This window comes from Mycobacterium sp. 852002-51971_SCH5477799-a (genome assembly GCF_001667145.1).
In the GTDB taxonomy this organism is placed as follows: domain Bacteria; phylum Actinomycetota; class Actinomycetes; order Mycobacteriales; family Mycobacteriaceae; genus Mycobacterium.
This window is the reverse complement of record NZ_LZIF01000088.1, coordinates 1-17,523: the sequence shown is the minus strand read 5'-3', so window position 1 is coordinate 17,523 and position 17,523 is coordinate 1. Positions and strand designations below refer to the sequence as shown.

The 17,523-nt window shown below is 68.1% G+C and carries 17 protein-coding genes; 11 read left to right on the top strand and 6 right to left on the bottom strand.

All coding sequences use genetic code 11. The annotated features are described in order from the left end of the window. Positions 1-3: 3 nt before the first annotated feature. The 4 genes from A5753_RS13575 (at position 4) to eccE (ending at position 4,809) form a co-directional block, all read left to right on the top strand. Positions 4-906: an ESX secretion-associated protein EspG gene (locus A5753_RS13575; RefSeq protein WP_067128579.1), complete on the top strand. Its 903-nt coding sequence runs from the start codon at positions 4-6 to the stop codon at positions 904-906. A 71-nt stretch (positions 907-977) separates the two neighbouring features. Further along, positions 978-2,396 carry a type VII secretion integral membrane protein EccD gene (eccD, locus tag A5753_RS13570; protein WP_156656093.1) on the top strand — a complete coding sequence of 473 codons (1,419 nt, stop codon included), beginning with the start codon at positions 978-980 and terminating at the stop codon, positions 2,394-2,396. Beyond that, positions 2,393-3,793, top strand: coding sequence for a type VII secretion-associated serine protease mycosin (gene mycP / locus A5753_RS13565; RefSeq protein ID WP_067128573.1), 1,401 nt, complete (start codon positions 2,393-2,395; stop codon positions 3,791-3,793). The genes eccD and mycP overlap by 4 nt, the downstream gene beginning before the upstream one ends. Next, positions 3,790-4,809, top strand: coding sequence for a type VII secretion protein EccE (gene eccE / locus A5753_RS13560; protein WP_067128570.1), 1,020 nt, complete (start codon positions 3,790-3,792; stop codon positions 4,807-4,809). The genes mycP and eccE overlap by 4 nt, the downstream gene beginning before the upstream one ends. On the opposite strand, the gene A5753_RS13555 is transcribed toward eccE, so the two are convergent. After that, positions 4,799-5,998: a S9 family peptidase gene (locus tag A5753_RS13555; protein WP_067128567.1), complete on the bottom strand. Its 1,200-nt coding sequence runs from the start codon at positions 5,996-5,998 to the stop codon at positions 4,799-4,801. The genes eccE and A5753_RS13555 overlap by 11 nt on opposite strands. Before the next feature lie 163 nt (positions 5,999-6,161). Between A5753_RS13555 and A5753_RS13550 the strand changes: the two genes are divergently transcribed. After that, positions 6,162-6,947: a trans-aconitate 2-methyltransferase gene (locus tag A5753_RS13550; protein ID WP_067128565.1), complete on the top strand. Its 786-nt coding sequence runs from the start codon at positions 6,162-6,164 to the stop codon at positions 6,945-6,947. Between the two features lie 56 nt (positions 6,948-7,003). Here the strand turns inward: A5753_RS13550 and A5753_RS13545 are convergent, their stop codons facing one another. Both A5753_RS13545 and bluB read right to left on the bottom strand, forming a co-directional pair. Further along, entirely contained in the window at positions 7,004-8,416 is a 1,413-nt protein-coding gene (locus tag A5753_RS13545; RefSeq protein ID WP_067128562.1) for a sulfatase, read from the bottom strand. 72 nt (positions 8,417-8,488) lie between these two features. Continuing rightward, a complete protein-coding gene (bluB, locus tag A5753_RS13540) occupies positions 8,489-9,157 on the bottom strand; it encodes a 5,6-dimethylbenzimidazole synthase (protein ID WP_067128560.1) in 669 nt (222 codons plus the stop codon). Positions 9,158-9,231: 74 nt separating this feature from the next. Between bluB and A5753_RS13535 the strand changes: the two genes are divergently transcribed. Then, a complete protein-coding gene (locus A5753_RS13535; RefSeq protein WP_067128557.1) occupies positions 9,232-9,516 on the top strand; it encodes a hypothetical protein in 285 nt (94 codons plus the stop codon). Here A5753_RS13535 and A5753_RS13530 read toward each other — a convergent pair. After that, positions 9,500-9,982 carry a hypothetical protein gene (locus tag A5753_RS13530; RefSeq protein WP_067128554.1) on the bottom strand — a complete coding sequence of 161 codons (483 nt, stop codon included), beginning with the start codon at positions 9,980-9,982 and terminating at the stop codon, positions 9,500-9,502. The two genes, A5753_RS13535 and A5753_RS13530, sit on opposite strands and share 17 nt — an antisense overlap. Before the next feature lie 79 nt (positions 9,983-10,061). Here A5753_RS13530 and A5753_RS13525 point away from each other — a divergent pair, with 79 nt between their 5' ends. After that, positions 10,062-10,739, top strand: coding sequence for a phosphatase PAP2 family protein (locus A5753_RS13525; protein ID WP_067128551.1), 678 nt, complete (start codon positions 10,062-10,064; stop codon positions 10,737-10,739). Positions 10,740-10,838: 99 nt separating this feature from the next. Next, positions 10,839-11,498, top strand: coding sequence for a L,D-transpeptidase (locus tag A5753_RS13520; RefSeq protein ID WP_067128615.1), 660 nt, complete (start codon positions 10,839-10,841; stop codon positions 11,496-11,498). A 4-nt stretch (positions 11,499-11,502) separates the two neighbouring features. Here A5753_RS13520 and A5753_RS13515 read toward each other — a convergent pair whose 3' ends face one another. Further along, a complete protein-coding gene (locus A5753_RS13515; RefSeq protein ID WP_369829315.1) occupies positions 11,503-11,979 on the bottom strand; it encodes a nuclear transport factor 2 family protein in 477 nt (158 codons plus the stop codon). A gap of 106 nt (positions 11,980-12,085) precedes the next feature. Beyond that, positions 12,086-12,730 carry a TetR/AcrR family transcriptional regulator gene (locus A5753_RS13510; protein ID WP_067128545.1) on the bottom strand — a complete coding sequence of 215 codons (645 nt, stop codon included), beginning with the start codon at positions 12,728-12,730 and terminating at the stop codon, positions 12,086-12,088. Positions 12,731-12,768: 38 nt separating this feature from the next. Between A5753_RS13510 and A5753_RS13505 the strand changes: the two genes are divergently transcribed. From A5753_RS13505 to A5753_RS13495, 3 genes are all read left to right on the top strand, one after another. Then, a complete protein-coding gene (locus A5753_RS13505) occupies positions 12,769-13,998 on the top strand; it encodes a hypothetical protein (protein ID WP_067128541.1) in 1,230 nt (409 codons plus the stop codon). A gap of 152 nt (positions 13,999-14,150) precedes the next feature. Further along, positions 14,151-16,091, top strand: a complete 1,941-nt coding sequence (locus A5753_RS13500) for an Hsp70 family protein (RefSeq protein WP_067128538.1) — start codon at positions 14,151-14,153, stop codon at positions 16,089-16,091. A 134-nt stretch (positions 16,092-16,225) separates the two neighbouring features. Beyond that, the coding region (locus A5753_RS13495; protein WP_067128535.1) for a hypothetical protein at positions 16,226-17,523 on the top strand (1,298 nt) is incomplete at its 3' end.

Here is a 17,523-nt window from a genome sequence, read left to right as displayed (position 1 = left end):
TGAATGAACGCATCACCCAACGCCGTCGAGCTGACGGTCGATCACGCTTGGTTCATCGCGGAAACGATTGGGGCGGGGAGCTTTCCCTGGGTATTGGCGATCACCTCGCCCTATCGTGATGCCGCGGAACGCAACGCGTTCCTCGACCGTCAGAAGGCTGAGCTGACCGAACTTGGTCTGGTCTCGGAAGGCGGAGTCGTCAACCCCGCGGTCGCCGAGTGGATCAAAGTGGTGTGTTTTCCGGAGCGGTGGCTGGACCTCCGTTACATCGGGCCGGCCAAGGACAGCGGTGAGGGCGTCGGCTCCGAGTTGCTGCGCGGCGTCGTCGCGCAGCGCTCGGGTGTAGCCGGCAAGCCGTCGATCACGGTGGTCGCGTTGCGCAGCGCGCAGCTCATCACGTTCACCGCCATGGACATCGACGATCCACGTGCGCTGGTCCCGGTGCTCACCGTCGGCCTCGCGCACCGGCCGCCCGCTCGGTTCGACGAGTTCAGCATGCCGACGCGAGTCGGCGCCCGAGCCGACGAACGACTGCGTTCGGGCGCTCCGCTCGGCGAAGTCCTTGACTACCTGGGTATTACGCAATCGGCGAGGAAGGTGGTGGAATCGGTGTTCAACGGACCGCGCAGTTACGTCGAGATCGTCGCCGGCTGCCACCGCGACGGCCGGCATTCCACCAGCGAGGTGGGGATGAGCATTGTCGACGCACGCGAGGGGCGGGTGCTGGTCAGTCCGTCCCGCGCCTTCGACGGCGAGTGGGTTTCGACCTTCGCGCCCGGAACACCATTTGCGATCGCCGTCGCGGTCGAACAACTGACCGCCCTACTGCCAGACGCCGGATGGTTCTCCGAACACCGGTTGGCCCGAGACTTTTCCCCGTCAACACTGTCCGTCCAACACTCGTAAACGAAAGAGAGCACGATGTTCCAGCAACGGCCACAACACTTTTCGAGGGTCCGGTGACGTCCGGAACCGTCATGCCGATCGTCCGGGTGGCAATCCTCGCGGACAGCAGGTTGACGGAAATGGCCTTGCCTGCGGAGCTGCCGCTGCGCGAGATCCTGCCCGCCGTCCAGCGTTTGGTGGTTCCGGTCAACGGCGGCCCGGAAGACGGCGCCGCCTCACGCGGTGCCGCCGAGATCGGTGCGGCGACCCAATTGAGCCTGGCCCCCATCGGTGGTGCGCCGTTCAGCCTGGACGCCAGCCTTGACACGGTCGGAGTCGTGGACGGCGACCTGCTGGCGCTGCAAGCGGTGCCGCTCGGTCCGGCCGCACCCGGCATCGTCGAAGACATCGCCGACGCGGCCATGATCTTCTCGACTTCCCGGCTCAAGCCTTGGGGCACAACGCATATCCAGCGTGGCGCTTTGGCCGCTGCGATCGTGGTGGCGTTCCTGGCGACCGGGCTGTCCGTCACCTACCGGGTGGCCACCGGTGCGCTGCTGGGACTGGTCGCGGTCAGCGCGGTCGCGGCGGTGACCGCGATCGTCGGCCTACTGGTCACCGCGCGCTCGGCGCGAACCGGCATGGCGCTCTCGATCGCCGCACTGGTTCCCATCGCCGCGGGACTCGCGCTGGCTGTGCCGGGCAAGTTCGGCGCCGCCCAACTGACCCTGGCCGCCGCCGGTGTCACCGCGTGGTCCCTGATCGCCTTGATGGCGCCCAGCGCCGAACGTGAGCGCATCGCCGGCTTTTTCACCGCGACCGCGGTGCTGGGCGCCGGGGTGCTGCTGGCCGCCGGTGCCACACTGCTCTGGCACCTGCAGCCGATCGTCATCGGCTGCGGGCTGATCGTGGCGGCGCTGCTGGTCACCATCGAGGCGCCTCAACTGTCCGCGCTGTGGGCACGCTTCCCGCTGCCGGTCATTCCCGCACCCGGGGATCCCACCCCGGCGGCGCCGTCCCTGCAGGTGCTCGCGGACCTGCCGCGCCGGGTCCGGATCAGCGATGCGCATCAGAGCGGGTTCATCGCCGCCGCAGTGCTACTCAGCGTCCTGGGTTCAGTGGCGATCGGGCTGCGGCCCGAAACGCTCAGCGGTGCGGGTTGGTACGTGGTGGCGGCCACCGCGGCGACGTCGGTGCTGCGCGCCAGGGTGTGGGACTCGGCCGCGTGCAAGGCGTGGCTGCTGGCCCAGCCCTTCCTGGCCGCCGGCGTGCTGCTGGTGCTTTACACCTCGACCGGACGCTACGCCGCCGCCCTCGGTGCGGTGCTGGTCCTCCTGGCGCTCGTTTCGGTGTGGATCGTTGTGGCGCTCAACCCCGGTATCGCCGCGCCGGAAAGCTACTCGCTGCCGGTGCGCCGGCTGGTGGGCTTTGTCGCGACCGGGCTCGACGCGTCGCTGATCCCCGTGATGGCCTTCGTGGTCGGTCTGTTCGGCTTGGTGCTCAATCGATGATTCGGCCGACATCAGCCTGCGTCGCAGCGGCATTGGCCTTGCTGCCCGCCGCCGCGACGTGGACGAGTCCGCCGGCATCCGCGATCAGTCCGCCGACGGTCGACCCCGGCGCCGCACCGCCCAGCGGGGCGCCGGGGCCCGGGCAGCCGATGGAGCAGCGCGGACCCTGCAGCACGTCGGGGGTCGTTCCCGGCAGCGATCCCGGTGCCATCACGCCCAGCCAGTCGATGCTGAATCTGCCTGCGGCATGGCAATTCTCGCGCGGTGAAGGCCAGCTGGTGGCGGTGCTCGACACCGGGGTGCGGCCGGGGCCGCGGCTGCCGAACGTGGATCCGGGCGGTGATTTCGTCGAGACGACCGACGGGCTGACCGACTGCGATGGGCACGGAACGCTGGTGGCCGGGCTCGTCGCCGGCCAGCCCTCGGCCGACGACGGGTTCTCCGGCGTGGCGCCCGCGGCGCGGGTGGTGTCGATCAGGACAACGTCGGCCAAGTTCTCGCCGCGGACGCCGGGGGGCGATCCGCTGTTGGCGCGGGTATCGGCCGAGGTGTCGACGCTCGCCCGGGCGATCGTGCACGCGGCCGACCTCGGCGCCCTGGTGATCGACATCGGCTCGGCCACCTGCATGCCCGTGGACCGCCCCGTCGACCAGGCCGCCCTCGGCGCGGCCGTCCGTTACGCGGCGGTCGACAAGGACGCGGTGATCGTGGCCGGCGCGGGCAACAGTGGAGCGGGGGCCGGCGGTGCCACATGTGAGTCCAATCCGCTGACCGACCTGAGCCGCCCCAACGATCCGCGAAATTGGGCGGGCGTCACGTCGGTGTCCATCCCCTCGTGGTGGCAGCCGTACGTGCTGTCGGTGGCATCACTGACCCCGGACGGGCAGCCGTCGAAATTCACCGTGGCGGGGCCGTGGGTGGGTGTCGCCGCGCCCGGCGAACGCATCGTGTCGATCGGCAACGCGGACGGCGGCGGGCTGGCCAACGGCCTGCCTGACGGGCACCAGCAACTCGCCGCCGTGAGCGGAACCGACTACGCGGCCGGCTACGTGGCCGGTGTGGCGGCACTGGTCCGCAGTAAGTATCCGGACCTGAACGCCACCGCGGTGCAGCGTCGCATCACCGCGACCGCGCATAACGGCGCCCGCGACCCGTCCAACGTCGTCGGCACCGGCAGCGTGGATCCGGTGGCGGCCCTGACCTGGCAACTGCCCGGCGGCAACCAGCCCGGCGCGGCATCGGTGAAGCCGGTGGCCGTGCCTGCGGCCCCGGCGCCCAAGGACACCACACCGCGGACCGTAGCGGTGGCCGGCACCGCCGCGCTGGCCGTGCTGGTCGCGGTGGCTGGCGCAGTCACCGCAATCGCCGCCCGCCGACGAAAGGACCCCACCCCGTGAGCAAGCATCGGATACCGATTCCCGGCAGCGCTCGAATCACGTTGGCGCTGCTGGCCGTTGTGCCCGCGGTCATGGCCTACCCGTGGCGAACGCCCCGCGACTACTGGTTACTGGGCATCGCCGCCGCCGTCGTGATCGTGTTGTTCGGCTGGTGGGGCGGTCTGCATTTCACCACCATCCTGCGCCGCCGCCTGGCGATGATCGGCCGCGGCAACGCTGTGCCCGCGAGCACCTCCGACACGGCGGCAACGGCCCTGATTCGCCTCGGCGCGCCGGAGGATGACGCCGGTGTGCTGCCGCTCCCGTTGATCGCGAGCTACCTCGATCGTTACGGCGTCCGGGCAGACAAGATCCGAATCACCAGCCGCGACAACGCCTCCGACGTGACACGACGCGAGACGTGGGTGGGGCTGACCGTATCAGCGCCGGATAATCTGGCGGCGCTGCAGGCCCGTTCACCGCGGATCCCGCTGCACGAGACCGCTCAGGTCGCGGCCCGCCGGCTGGCCGACCATCTGAGGGAGATCGGTTGGGAAGCGACCACGGTCGCGGCCGACGACATCCCGCGGCTGCTGACGTCCAACCCCCGCGAGAGGTGGCGCGGAGTGCAGCGCGGTGCCTCGGATTACCTTGCCGCATACCAAGTTCCGGTGGATGACGCGCTGCCGAAGACCTTGGAGGCGATCCGGGCGTATTCCGCGCGCGAAACGTGCACCGCGTTGGAAATCGCCGGTGACAAAGGCACGCCCACCGTCGCGGTGGCCTGTGCGTTCCAGACGGAGACCGGCCCGGATGGCAAAGCGCCGGTAACGGGGCTGACCCCGCAACGCGGAAATCACCTGCCCGCGTTGACGGCGCTCGACCTGCTGTCCACGCGCCGGCTGGACGGACACGCCCCGGCGCCGGAGAATCTGCTCGCGCAGCTGCACTGGCCCACCCTGCTCGGCGGAGCCCATCGCGCCTCCCCCGGCCAGACCGGCGACACCGCCGACACCGTCGAGGTGGTCAGAACATGACCTCCCGCAGGAACGTGGTCATCCGGCGCAGGTAATCCAGCTGGCTGACGTGCAGCACGTGGCTGCCCGGAAACCAGTGCAGCGCACATTGATCCCAGTGTTGCCATAGCTTGACGGCATGGTCGGGCGGCGCCATCCGGTCGCCGAGTCCGGTGATGATCATCCGACGGTCCCGGGGCACCAGCGGCGGGTAGTTCAGCGGGCAATGGTACGCAAGCCCAGCCGCCAGGTCGTCGTGGCTGATGTCGGAGAGGCGCAGGCCCAGCCGGACCAGCTTGTTGGCCGGAAACCATTCGTCGAACAACGTCGACGGGGTGACGACGGGACAGTTGGGGATCACCGCCTCGAGCCGATCGTCGGCCGAGGCCACCAGCGCCGAGGTATACCCGCCGAGCGAGATGCCGGTGAGCGCGATGCGGTCTACCCCGGTGTGATGCAGATAGTCGATGATGGAACGAAAATCGTGCACGGCCTGCGCCATGGCCTCGGCGAAACCACTGAGCCCACCGGCGAAATAGCCGAAACCACTGAAGGGTGAATACCTTTCGGCCCGCTTGCCGTGAAAGGGCAACGTATACATCAGCACGTCGTAGCCGGACCGGTAGTACCAGGGCAGCGAAAAGAACCGCCCGTTGGCCAGATACGACGATCCCAAGAAGCCGTGGATCACGCACAGGGTGGGACGCGGCCCATCGTCGTGGCGCCAATGCTGCGCGCGCACGGTGTTGTTGGCCCGCCAGGCGCCCCACTGGGCGCGCATGGCCGGGTTGACGGCGGTGAAACTGCTGGGGAACGCGATGTTCTCGACCGTGCCGCGCGCGATCCACTCCGTCAGCGGACTGGCCCGCCGCGATACGACCCGGGGCACCTCCGTGGGTGCCGGAAAGGACCGCGACGGGTCCTTCGCCGCCCCCAACTCCGCATAGAACTCGAGGTTGTCGCGCTCGGCGGCGGAATCGGATTGCCGCAGCGTGCTGGCGGCCACGAACGGCGCCACCGTGGAGCAGAGCAGCGAGGCCACCCAGGTGCGCAGGGCCAGATCGCCGAGGGCCGATGCCTCGACTACCATTCGCTGGCGGGGCGACAAGGCCGAGCGGGGGGGTAGTCCGCCGGCGCCGGCCGGCAGATCGGCGCCGGAAACCTCCGGAACGGGAATGGGCGGGTCGATCGGATCTGAGTCGGGCGCCACGAACGCCGATGGTAGCCGGACGAACGCGCGTTCCTGGGCGTTCGCTCGGATTCGGTCGCCGCGGTGTTATCTCGGGACCATCCGGGCCGCGGCGGCGCACCATAGGAGTTATACGGTTTGCTATCGGGCGGCTAGCGGCGGCGCGAGGATCGGGAGGATCGACATGTGGGATCCGGACGTCTATCTGGCCTTCGCCGACCACCGCGCGCGCCCCTTCTACGACCTGTTGTCGCGGGTGGGCGCCGAGCGGGCGCGCCGCGTCGTCGATCTCGGATGCGGCCCCGGCCACCTGACCAAGTATCTGGCCCGGCGTTGGCCCGACGCGGTGATCGAGGCGATGGACAGCTCACCGGAGATGGTTGCCGCGGCCAAGGAACGCGGCATCGACGCCGTCACCGGTGACCTGCGCGACTGGAAGCCCAAACCCGATACCGACGTGGTGGTCAGCAACGCGGCCCTGCACTGGGTGCCCGAGCATGCCGACCTGCTGCTGCGGTGGGCGCGGCAGCTGGCGCCCGGATCGTGGATCGGTGTGCAGATGCCGGGCAACTTCGAATCGCCGTCCTACGCCGCGGTGCGGGCGCTGGCCCGCCGGGAGCCGTATGCGAAATTGCTGCGCGACATACCATTTCGTGTTGGGGCCGTGGTCCAGCCGCCGGCGCACTATGTCAACCTGCTGCTCGACGCGGGATGCAAGGTGGACGTCTGGGAAACGACCTACCTGCATCAGCTGACCGGCGAGCATCCGGTGCTGGAGTGGATCACCGGCACCGCGCTGGTTCCGGTGCGCGAGCGCCTCGACGACAAGGCGTGGGAGCAGTTCCGCGAGGAGCTGATCCCGCTGCTACAGGACGCCTATCCGCCGCGATCCGACGGTGCGACGATCTTCCCGTTCCGGCGGGTGTTCCTCATCGCGGAGGTGGGTGGCTCGAGCCGCTCAGCCGGATAACCCAGCGCCTGCCGATCCCCCCGGTGCGTCGACGACTTTTGCGTCATTCTGAGGGATCAGCGCTGTGTGGGCTTGCCTTCTTCGATGCCCCGGTCGGCGGCGATCCCCGAGCGCGGGGTCGGCTTCGCGCGGTGGATCTGCAGATACGTTTCGGTGTACCGCGCGGAGATGCGGGTGCCGGCGAATTCCGACGGGATGACGTCGCCGGTGCTCTGACGCCAATCATCCAGCAGCACAGCAAGGTTAGCCGCTACCTCGGCCGCTTCCGTGTTGTCATCGGCCAGCAGGTTGGTGGTCTCGGTGGGGTCGGTGCGCAGATCATAGAGCTCCCGCTCGGGCCGCGGCGCCGTGACGAGCGGCGCGACGGCCAGCCCGGACGGGCTTTCCTGGATGTCCAACGGCAGATCCAGCAGCGGCCGGGGCACGTAGTTCTCGATGTAGCTGTAGTCCTTGGTGCGAATCGCGCGAATCGGATCGAAGGAGTCGTGGTAGGTCTTCATGGTGTAGACGTGCTCGCGCACGGGTGCGGTTGGCTCCGGCTCCAGCAGGCCGGGCGCGTGTGAGATGCCGTCGACGTCAGCGGGAGCGTCAATCCCCAACAGTCCCAACAACGTCGGGACCAAGTCGACGGCGCTGAACAGCTCGTCGTAGACGCGCGGTGTTATCGCCCGGCCGGTGGGCGGACGAATGATCATGCCGATGCCGGTACCGGCGTCATACAGCGTGGATTTAGCCCGGGGGAACGCCGGGCCGTGATCGGTGAAGAACACCACCCAGGTGGTGGCGTCCAAACCGGTGTCGGCCAGCGCGTCCAGCAGCCGGCCCACGGCGGCATCCGCGGTGCTGATGGCCCCGTAGAAGTCGGCGAGGTCGCCGCGCACCTCGGGGGTGTCGGGCAGGTAATCGGGCGGATCCACCGTGGCGCTGTCGGCCGGCGTGTAGCGGTCGTGCGGATAGGGCCGGTGCGTCTCGAAGAAGCCGGCGGTCAACAAAAACGGCTGCCCGACAAGGCCTTCGGCGCTTTGTCGCAGCCACTCGTCGGCCTTGTCGGCCACGTAGTCGCAATACGAGTTCGACACGTCGAACTCGTCGAAACCCAACCGCTTCGGGTAGGAGGTCTCGTGTTGCATGCCGAAAAGCGCCGAGTACCAGCCCGATTCGGACAATATTTGGGGCAGGGTCCGGATCCCGTCGCGGTATTCCCAGCCGTGGTGGGCCAGGCCGATGAGGCCGTTGTTGTGCGGGTAGCGACCGGTGAACAGTGACCCGCGCGATGGCGAGCACAGCGGCGCGGTGGCGTGCGCCCGGGTGAACAGGATGCCCTCGGCGGCAAGGCGGTCCAGTCGCGGGCTCGACACGTCGGGGTGGCCGTAGACACCGAGGTGGCGCCCCAGGTCGTGCCAGTGCACGATCAGCACGTTGTCGCGAAAGCCCGTATTCCGTTTTTGGTCTGCTATGTCGCCCGGCATCAATGGCGTCACCTCTCACATTGCCTTGCGACCGGCGACGTTACCCCAACCTCCCCGGGTGCTTCCTGAGTATCAGGGCGTCGGCAATTGACCCCATCGGTTTTCGCAGACGAACTCCGACAACGGACGCCCGACGGCCCAGCCGTCCAGTTCCAGCGCCGGGCGATCGGGAAATTCGGGCACCGGCCCCAGGCACAGGATGGCCACCGGTTCGGCGCCTGACGGCATGCCCAGCAGCGCCGCCAGCCGTTGCGGATCGAACAGGGAGACCCAGCCCATGCCGAGGCCCTCGGACCGGGCCGCCAGCCACAGGTTCTGGATCGCGCACGACACCGACGCCAGGTCCATCTGCGGCAGCGTCCGCCGGCCGAACACGTGCGCGTCGCGGCCGTCGCCCAGCGCCACCACGAACAACTCCGCGCACTCGAGGATGCCCTCCACCTTGAGCGCCAGGAACTCGTCGGATCGCTCACCCAGGGCCTTCGCGGTGCGCGGGCGTTCCTCGTCGACCAGGGCATGAATGCGCCGTCGCAGCGAGGCGCCGGTGATCCGGATGAAGCGCCACGGCTGCATCAGCCCGACGCTGGGCGCGGCGTGCGCGGCCTGCAGCAATCGCGCCAGCACGGCCTCGTCCACCACCGCATCCGGAATGAATCGGCGCATGTCGCGGCGCTCGTAGATGACGCGATAGACGGCCTGGCGCTCTTGCGGGCTGAATGCCTCACCTGTCACGCCTGCCATCGTAGGAAATCGGCGCTAGCGTAGACCGTGCCCAGACCCAAGACCTGGTGAACCCAGGAAGGGAGTGGTTTTCTGTGAAGCCTTCCGACGTGCTCGATCAGCTGGCCACCGAACACGGCGCCGGCCGCAATTACGGCGAGCCCTATCAGACCCCGGACGGCACCACGGTCATCGTGGTGACCAAGCCGCTGGGTGTGTTCGCCATCCGCGACGGGCAGGCCTCCTGGACCCCGGCCGTGGACAACAGCCGGATCGCGCTGATCGGGGTGATCACCGGTCTGCTGGCCGCCGTGATCGGCACCCTCGCGGTGCTGCGGCAGCCACCCTGGCCGCGCATCACGATCAGGGACTATAGGTAACCCCGACCGCGCGGAACACGTACTCCGGCGGCATATCGAACGCCAGCGACCGTCGGGGCAGGCCGGCGACAACGTCGTCGGGAATGGCCACTTTGTAGTGCAGCGACAACTCGCCGGTGAACTTCTCGTCGACCCGGGAGACGTCGGCGTCGACCTGCAGCCCGGTCGGCGAAATCTCCACCTGCGCGGCTCCCGTCTGCGGCGCGTCCCAGCGCACGTTGACGGTCGGGCCCGCCAGCCGGGGCAGCATGGACAGCGTCGCCAGCACCCGCTCCGAGGTGAAGACCAGCGAACCGGTGTAGCTGGCGACGCTGTGCGGCAACCGCACGCCGGGGATGGTGCCGCTGAATCGGCGGGTCACGGCGACGTAATCGGCGTGGTAGGTGAGGCCTTCCGACTCGAGCTGGGCATGCAGCTCGTCGGGCAGCTTGCCGATGCCGAACAACCTACGGACGAAGACGGCCATATCGACAGTATGACGCGCGAGCGCCGCCAAGCGGCGGGTCGCACGGTGACGGCGGCGGCTCTGCTGGTATCGGTTGGTTATGACGCGCCCGAGCACACCGATGGCCGCCGGGATCGCCGCGTTCGCCGCGACGCTGTACGCGCTGCTGTGGGTCGGATATGTCCAGCAGTGGGACTGGCTGTACCGGATGGATTGGTCGTTGCTGAACGCGGCTCGCGACGTCGCGCTCAAACACCCGCTGTGGCTACGGTTTTGGGAGGGCGTGTCCTATGCGTTGGGTCCGGTCCCGATGTCCGCGCTGGGCATTGCGATGACGACAATCGCGCTGATGATGCGCAATCTGCGGGCCGCGCTGGTGCTGGCTTTCGCGTGCGGGCCGCTCAACGAGTTCGGGACCGCGGCGGCCAAGGCCCTGGTCAACCGGCCGCGCCCGGCGACCATGTTGGTCGCCGCGCCCTCCACCTCCTTTCCATCGGGGCATGCGCTGGAGGCGATGGCCGCGCTGCTCGCCGTACTGTGCTTTTTCTTTCCGATGCTCAACCGGATGATCCGCGGCATCGCGGTCGCGGGGGTGGCGGTGTCGCTGCTGACGGTCGGCGTCTCCCGGGTTGCGCTGAACGTACATTACCCGTCGGACGTGCTGGCCGGCTGGTCGCTGGGATATCTCTATTTCCTGTTGTGTCTCTTGATTTTTCGGCCCTCGATCACGCGATCGGCCGGCGCGCGGCGCGCGACCGAAACCGCCGTAACGCGCTAACTATGCTGTCCCGGCGGGCATTTGGTCACGACGCGGTGACCTAACTGGGGCTAAAGCTTTACTTGACCCCGAAGATGTGCGCGTTCAACGATGGAGTGCATGCACCGACTGCTCGCTTCGCTGTGCGCCGCGGCGTGCGTAATCTTCGCGTCGGTGGTGTTGGCGCCGGTGGGTGCGGCGGCGGGCGCTCCCTGGTTCGCGAACGCGGTCGGCAATGCGACCCAGGTGGTTTCGGTGGTGAGCACCGGCGGCTCCAACGCGAACATGGAGATCTTCCAGCGCACCGGCACCGGTTGGCAGTCGCTGCGATCCGGCATTCCCACCCACGTCGGTTCGGCGGGATTGGCGCCCCAGGCCAAGAGCGGTGTGCCGGCCACCCCGATGGGCGTGTATAGCCTCGACTCCGCGTTCGGCACCGCGCCGAATCCCGGCACTGGGTTGCCCTACACCCAGGTTTCCGGCACCAACTACTGGTGGAGCGGCGACGACCACAGCCCCACGTTCAATTCCATGCAGGTATGCCAGAAGGCGCAGTGCCCGTTCAACACCGGTGACAGCGAGAACCTGCAGATCCCCCAGTACAAACACGCCGTGGTGATGGGCGTCAACAAGAACAAGACCCCGGGTGGGGGCGCCGCGTTCTTCTTCCACACCACCGACGGCAAACCCACCGAGGGCTGCGTGGCGGTGGACGACGCTCAGCTGGTGTCGATCATGAAATGGCTGCGGCCTGGCGCGGTCATCGCCATCACCAAGTAGCTCCTCAATCCGAGGCGATGGCGCGACCGGGTTTGAGCGTGAAGTTCAGGCCCTCCAAAGACATTGTGGCGTCATAGGTTCGGTCGTAACCGGTGCCGCTGATCTTCCAGCCGGCCTCGGTGCGACGGTAGGTGTCGCGATAGAAGGCGGCCCCGATCAACATGAAATTGAAATCGGCGACCATGACCCGGTCCTGCAGATACCAACTGCCCGTTGCGGTGTCGCCGTCGACGGTGATGTCCGGATGGGTCACCCGGTGTTCGGTGATGACGTTGGCGGGCAGCGAGGTACGCATGTACTCCACCAGGTCGGCCCGGTTGGTGAAGTGCAGCTCGTTGCCGATCGATGGCCCGTAGTCGGCCTTGATGTCCTCGGCCAGGGTGTCGGTGAAGTCGTCCCAATGCTTGGTGTCCAGCGCGCGCAGATACCGGTATTTGACTTGCTTGATGGCTTCGATATCGGCCAGATCGTCGAGGGTCATCCCGTCATTGCAGCACACGGAAACTGCGAATCTTGAGCCGGTCGGACGGGTTGGGCGACCGAGACTTAAACCAGTGCGAATTCGCGCGGCGTGTCGTGTGTGTGGTTTACGTGTCGCGGTGCCCCGGGCCCTCGGAGAGCACACGGGTCACCATGTCGACGAGGGCACGTCGTTCCAGGCTCCAATCGATCGCGGCGCCGGTGACCATCTGTGCCAGCACCACACCGCGCAGCGTGGCCCAAATGACCTCGGCCACACCGGCATGCGCGGGGTCGGTGGTGATCAATCTGCCCAGCTGGCCGACCGCGGCGTTCATGTCGAGCAGGTGGCGCCGCGAGGACGGGTCGGCCCCGCCGCGGGTCTCGCGCAGAATTTCGAAGGCGGCCATCGACGTCGGGCTGCTGTAGCAGCTCCAGGCGGTGTCGACGACCACCTCGATGCGCCTGCGCAGGGGTAGCTCGCTGACGTCGGCCGACGACAGGCTGTCTACCAGTCGGGCCACCCCGTCGTCCACCACGGCCATTAGCAGACGGTGGCGATCCCCGAAGTGGTACTGGATGACCCCCCAGGTCACGCCCGCGCGTTCGGCCACGTGTTTGGCGGTGGCGGCGGAGAATCCCTCCTCGACGATGCAGCGGACCGTCTCATCGATGATCTTCGCCCGAGTGTCGTCGCCGCGCTTGCGTGGCGCGGTGGTTCGCCGGGTCGGGCCGACCGGGCGATCAGACGTCTGGCCAGTGGCAATGGGCATTGTTGACTTTATAACATAGTCGAGTCTATTTTTGGGGCGTGAGCAGCCCCTCGCGTTATGCGCGATTGTCCCGCGACGAACTCGCCGTCTTGGTTCCCGAACTGCTGCTGATCGGGCAGCTGATCGACCGATCCGGGATGGCCTGGTGCATTTCCTCGTTCGGCCGCGACGAGATGGTCCAGATCGCCATCGAGGAGTGGGCGGGCGCCAGCCCGATCTACACCCGGCGCATGCAGAAGGCGCTGAACTATCAGGGCGACGATGTGGTCACCATCTTCAAGGGCCTGCAGCTCGACATCGGTGCGCCACCGCAATTCATGGATTTCCGGTATACCGTCCACGATCGCTGGCACGGAGAATTTCACCTCGACCACTGTGGCGCCCTGCTCGACGTCGAGCCGATGGGCGAGCAGTACGTGTTCGGCATGTGCCACACCATCGAGGATCCGACCTTCGACGCCACCGCGATCGCCACCAACCCGCGCGCCCAGGTGCGTCCCATCCACCGCCCTCCGCGCACACCGGCGGACCGGCATCCGCACTGCGCGTGGACCGTGATCATCGACGAGTCCTATCCCGAAGCGCAAAGCATCCCGGCCCTCGACATCGTCAGCCGAACGCGCGCTGCGACATGGGAACTCGATGCCATCGATTGCTCGGACGACGGGCAGGCGGATTACTCCGGGCCGTTGCTGTCCGATTTCGACTTCGCCGCCTTTTCGCATTCGGCGCTGGTCCGGATGGCCGACGAGGTATGCCTGCAGATGCACCTGCTCTACCTGTCCTTCGCGATCGCGGTGCGGGCACGCGCCGCCAACGACGACGAAGCCGTCGGCGTGTGCACCCGCGGCCTGATCGGCATCGCGGGGATGGCCGCCGAGCGCATTCATCGCGCACTGAAACTCCCGGGCGGGATCGAAGGTGTGCTGCGCGTCCTCGAGCTGCATCCGCTGCTCAATCCTTCTGCCTACGTTGTCGCCGAGACGGAATCGAACCGGCTGCACGTCCACGCGTCCCCAGCCCATGACGACCGATCCTGGATCTCGCTGTGCTCGCCGGAATCCGCCCAGCCGCTCCAGGCGATCGCCACCGCGGTGGACCCGCACATCGAGGTCCGAGCTAGCGGAACGGCCACCGACTGGACGGCGGAACTGATTGAAACCGACACTCCCACCGAGGAACTGCCAGAGGTTTCCGTGGTCAGGGTCAGCGGGGGATCGACCTTCCAGTTCGAGCCCAGGCGTTCGCTGCCGCTGACGGTTTTGTAGCGAAAGCTGTTTGTCAAGGGGTTTTCGGTACCGCTTCGGTGACGCACGCGCATCGACGGAATACCAATGACATTGCGAAGCATCGGCTTTCCGCGTGTCCGCGGCTATCGTTAACGCTGGCCACCGACCCCTATAGACGAAGGTTTCGCTCTATGTACGACCCACTTGGGTTGTCGATCGGGACCACGAACCTGGTCGCTGCGCGTAATGGAAGCCCACCGGTTACCCGCCGGTCCGTGCTGACCCTTTACCCGCACTGTGCACCGAAAATCGGTGCACCCGATGAGAACCCGTACCTAACCGAGCCTGGCGTACCGATGAAGGGCTTTATCGAGCGCATCGGCGATTCCGTTGCGCTGGTGTCACCCGACGGTTCCGCGCACGACCCGGAACTGCTGACGGTGGAGGCGCTGGACGCGATGGTGCTCGCGGCCGGTGCGGACGCGGCGTGCTCGGAGATTTCGATCGCGGTGCCGGCGCATTGGAAGCCCGTGACGGTGCAGGCGTTGCGCGACGCTCTACGAACCCATCTGGGCTTCGTGCGAAGCGGAATGGCGCCGCGGCTGGTTTCGGACGCGATCGCGTCGCTGACGGCGGTGAAGTCCGAGCTCGGCCTGCCCGACGAGGGCGTGGTGGGGCTGCTCGACTTCGGCGGCAGCGGCACGTCGGCCACATTGGTCAATGTCGCGGGGGATTTCGAACTCGTCAGCGCCACCATGCGTTACGCCGCGTTGTCCGGTGACGAGATCGATCAGGAATTGCAGCTGCGGACGTTCGAGGAGCTGGGGCATGGCAGCGGCCTGGACCCCGCTAGCACCGCCGGTGTCGGGCAGCTCGTTGAACTCAGGCAACAATGCCGTGCGGCCAAGGAGCGGCTCTCCACCGACATGACCACCGAGGTCACCGCGGTGCTGGGTGGGCGCAGTTGCAGTTTGACGTTGACGCAAGACGACCTCGAAGACATGATGCAGGACCGGCTGACCGGCTTCATCTACGCCTTCGACGACATGCTGGTGCGCCACCGCACGAGTTGGACGGACCTTGTCGCGGTGGTCACGGTCGGTGGGGGCGCGCGCATTCCGCTTGTCACCGAACGGCTTTCGACGCACGGCCGCATGCCGATCCTGACGCCCTCGCAGCCCGCGCTGGCCGCGGCGAGCGGGGCGCTGATCCTGGCCTCGCGCGGCGGCGAGTTGGATCTGCGCACGCGTACGTCGATAGGTCTGCTCGCCTCGGCCGACGCCGCCGGTGACGTCGTCGACCTGGGGGCCGGCGATGTGTTGGTGATCGATGATGAGGCGCTGACCGATCGCGAATTGGCTTGGTCACAAACCGAATATCCCGGCGATTTACGGATGCGGTTCGGTGGCGAAACCTACGACGAGGACGGCCCGGCCGGCTGGTCGATGCGGCTCAATGTCATTGAACCGCCGCCGGAACGCCGGCCCTGGCTGCGTCTTCGGTTCTCCCAGTTGATCATCGGCATGTCGGCCGTGGTCGCCATGACGGCGATCGGCGGCGTGGCCTACACGCTGACCGGCATAGAAAACCATCCGGCCCCGCCCTCGGTCGCGCCCCTGCCGGCGCCACCGGCGAACTCCGTCGCGCCGCGTCCGGCCGCGCCGCCACCGCCGACCGCGGTACCGCCGCCCCCGCCGCCCAGCGCGCAGCCCATTCCGAGCCCGCCGCCGCCACCGCCGGAACCGCCGCCGTCGTCACCGCCGCCGCCTCCGGTGGTGGTCACCACCGCGCCGCCGGCGCCCGTCTACACCCCGAGGCATACGGCGCCGCCGACCACCGCGCCACCGCAACCGACGGTCACCACGACGGTGCCGCCGTCACCGTCGGTAACCACGACGGTGCCGCCGCCGGTGGAGACCACCACGCCGCCGCCCCCGCCGACGACCACCACCACGACGGTGCCGATGACCACGGAATGGATCCATGTTCCGCTGCTGCCCATCCCGATCCCGGTGCCGGTTCCGCAGCAGCAGGCACCTGCGACTCCGCAGTACCCGCAATATCCCCAGTACCCCCAGTACCCGCAGTACCCGGGCAGCGCGCAGAATCCGTACCTCGGGCCGGGTTATTAGCCGTTAGTCCTGCGTAGGCACACCGCCTGCGCAATTAGCTGCACGCGCGTAACGTTTATGTCACCAAGTTCGGGCGGGATTCATCCCGTCATGCCCTCGTCGAGGGCGTTGAAAAAGAACCTTGGAGGCGTTACGTGGACATCGTGCTTGGGGTGTCGATGGCTCCCAGGACAGTCCGCCTGGTAGCGATCGAAGGCCAAAATGCCGACGGCGTGACCGTCGAACAAGAAGAGTTCGAGGTTGGGGCCGTTGATAATTCGGCGGCTGGTGCTGTCGATCGGGTGATCGACGCGATCATCGGCAGCCGCGAAGGGGTGTTGGAGGGCGGTCACCGACTCACCTCAACCGGGGTGACCTGGAGTGATCCCGCCGGCGTCGGCGCACTGCGGGAGGCGATCGCCACCTATGAATTGGGTGGCGTGATGTTGGTCGCACCGTTGCTCGCCGCGGCCGCGCTCGCGCAGACCGTGGGTTACGCGCTGGGTTACGAACGCCTCGCGATGCTGTTCGTCGAGCCGGCCAACGCGACGCTGGCCGTCGTCGACGTCGCCGACGGGTCCATCGTCGATCTGCACCGCCGCCAGACCGGCGAGGGTCACGCCGGGGAACCGTCCGCAGAACTGGCGACGATGGTCGCCGGCCTGGACGCTCGCGGGTCACGGGCCGACGGGGTGTTCCTGATCGGATGCGGAACCAACATCGTGGCGCTGAAATCCACGCTCGAGGCGGCCACCCCACTTCCGGTCACCGCCCCCGAGGAGCCGGACATGGCCTTGGCGCGCGGCGCGGCGCTGGCCTCGGCGAACGCCCCGCTGTTCGCATCGTCGACCGCAGCCCTGGCCTACGCGCTGGACCCGAGCACCGGAGAGCTGAGTCTCCCCGCGCTCGGCTCGACGTACCTGGACATCTGGGGCAACGCCGACGTCGGCACCGACGCGCGGGCATACAGCGCCGTCGCGGACGACGAAGAGAAGCCGCCGCGCCGCCGCCCCTGGTCCATGCTGCTCGCCGGCAGCGCCTTGGTCGGCATCGTCGCCGCGGTAGGCGGCGTGGTGCTGGTGACGTTGACATCGGATCGCCCGGTCGACCGCCACAATTCGGGCGTCGCCACCCCCGTCGTTCAGCTGCCTGCGCCCCCGCCGAACAACCCGCCGAGCAATCCGCCGCAGGCGCAGCTGCCCGCCCCGAGTCCGGTGCCTCCGCCGTCCTCGCCTGCACCCAGCCCGGCGGAGGTGGCCGCCCCGGCACCGTCGCCGGTGCAGCAGCCGGCGCCGCAGGCCCCGGTCACCCAGCCACCCGCGGCCCCGGTGTATCGCGCCCCGACCCGGCAGGCGCCGCAATACGTGCCGCCGCCGTCCGTCCGACAGGCGCCCCCACCGGTCCAAGAGGCGGCGCCGCCGCCGGCCGCGGTTCCCGAGCCCCCGCCGGCCGC

Bases quoted from the DNA above. Each gene is read 5' to 3' on its own strand.
- A5753_RS13575 (WP_067128579.1), top strand. From the start codon at position 4: ATGAACGCATCACCCAACGCCGTCGAGCTGACGGTCGATCACGCTTGG.
- eccD (WP_156656093.1), top strand. From the start codon at position 978: ATGCCGATCGTCCGGGTGGCAATCCTCGCGGACAGCAGGTTGACGGAA.
- mycP (WP_067128573.1), top strand. From the start codon at position 2,393: ATGATTCGGCCGACATCAGCCTGCGTCGCAGCGGCATTGGCCTTGCTG.
- A5753_RS13550 (WP_067128565.1), top strand. From the start codon at position 6,162: ATGTGGGATCCGGACGTCTATCTGGCCTTCGCCGACCACCGCGCGCGC.
- A5753_RS13545 (WP_067128562.1), bottom strand. From the start codon at position 8,416: ATGCCGGGCGACATAGCAGACCAAAAACGGAATACGGGCTTTCGCGAC.
- bluB (WP_067128560.1), bottom strand. From the start codon at position 9,157: ATGGCAGGCGTGACAGGTGAGGCATTCAGCCCGCAAGAGCGCCAGGCC.
- A5753_RS13530 (WP_067128554.1), bottom strand. From the start codon at position 9,982: ATGGCCGTCTTCGTCCGTAGGTTGTTCGGCATCGGCAAGCTGCCCGAC.
- A5753_RS13525 (WP_067128551.1), top strand. From the start codon at position 10,062: ATGACGCGCCCGAGCACACCGATGGCCGCCGGGATCGCCGCGTTCGCC.
- A5753_RS13520 (WP_067128615.1), top strand. From the start codon at position 10,839: ATGCACCGACTGCTCGCTTCGCTGTGCGCCGCGGCGTGCGTAATCTTC.
- A5753_RS13515 (WP_369829315.1), bottom strand. From the start codon at position 11,979: ATGACCCTCGACGATCTGGCCGATATCGAAGCCATCAAGCAAGTCAAA.
- A5753_RS13510 (WP_067128545.1), bottom strand. From the start codon at position 12,730: ATGCCCATTGCCACTGGCCAGACGTCTGATCGCCCGGTCGGCCCGACC.
- A5753_RS13500 (WP_067128538.1), top strand. From the start codon at position 14,151: ATGTACGACCCACTTGGGTTGTCGATCGGGACCACGAACCTGGTCGCT.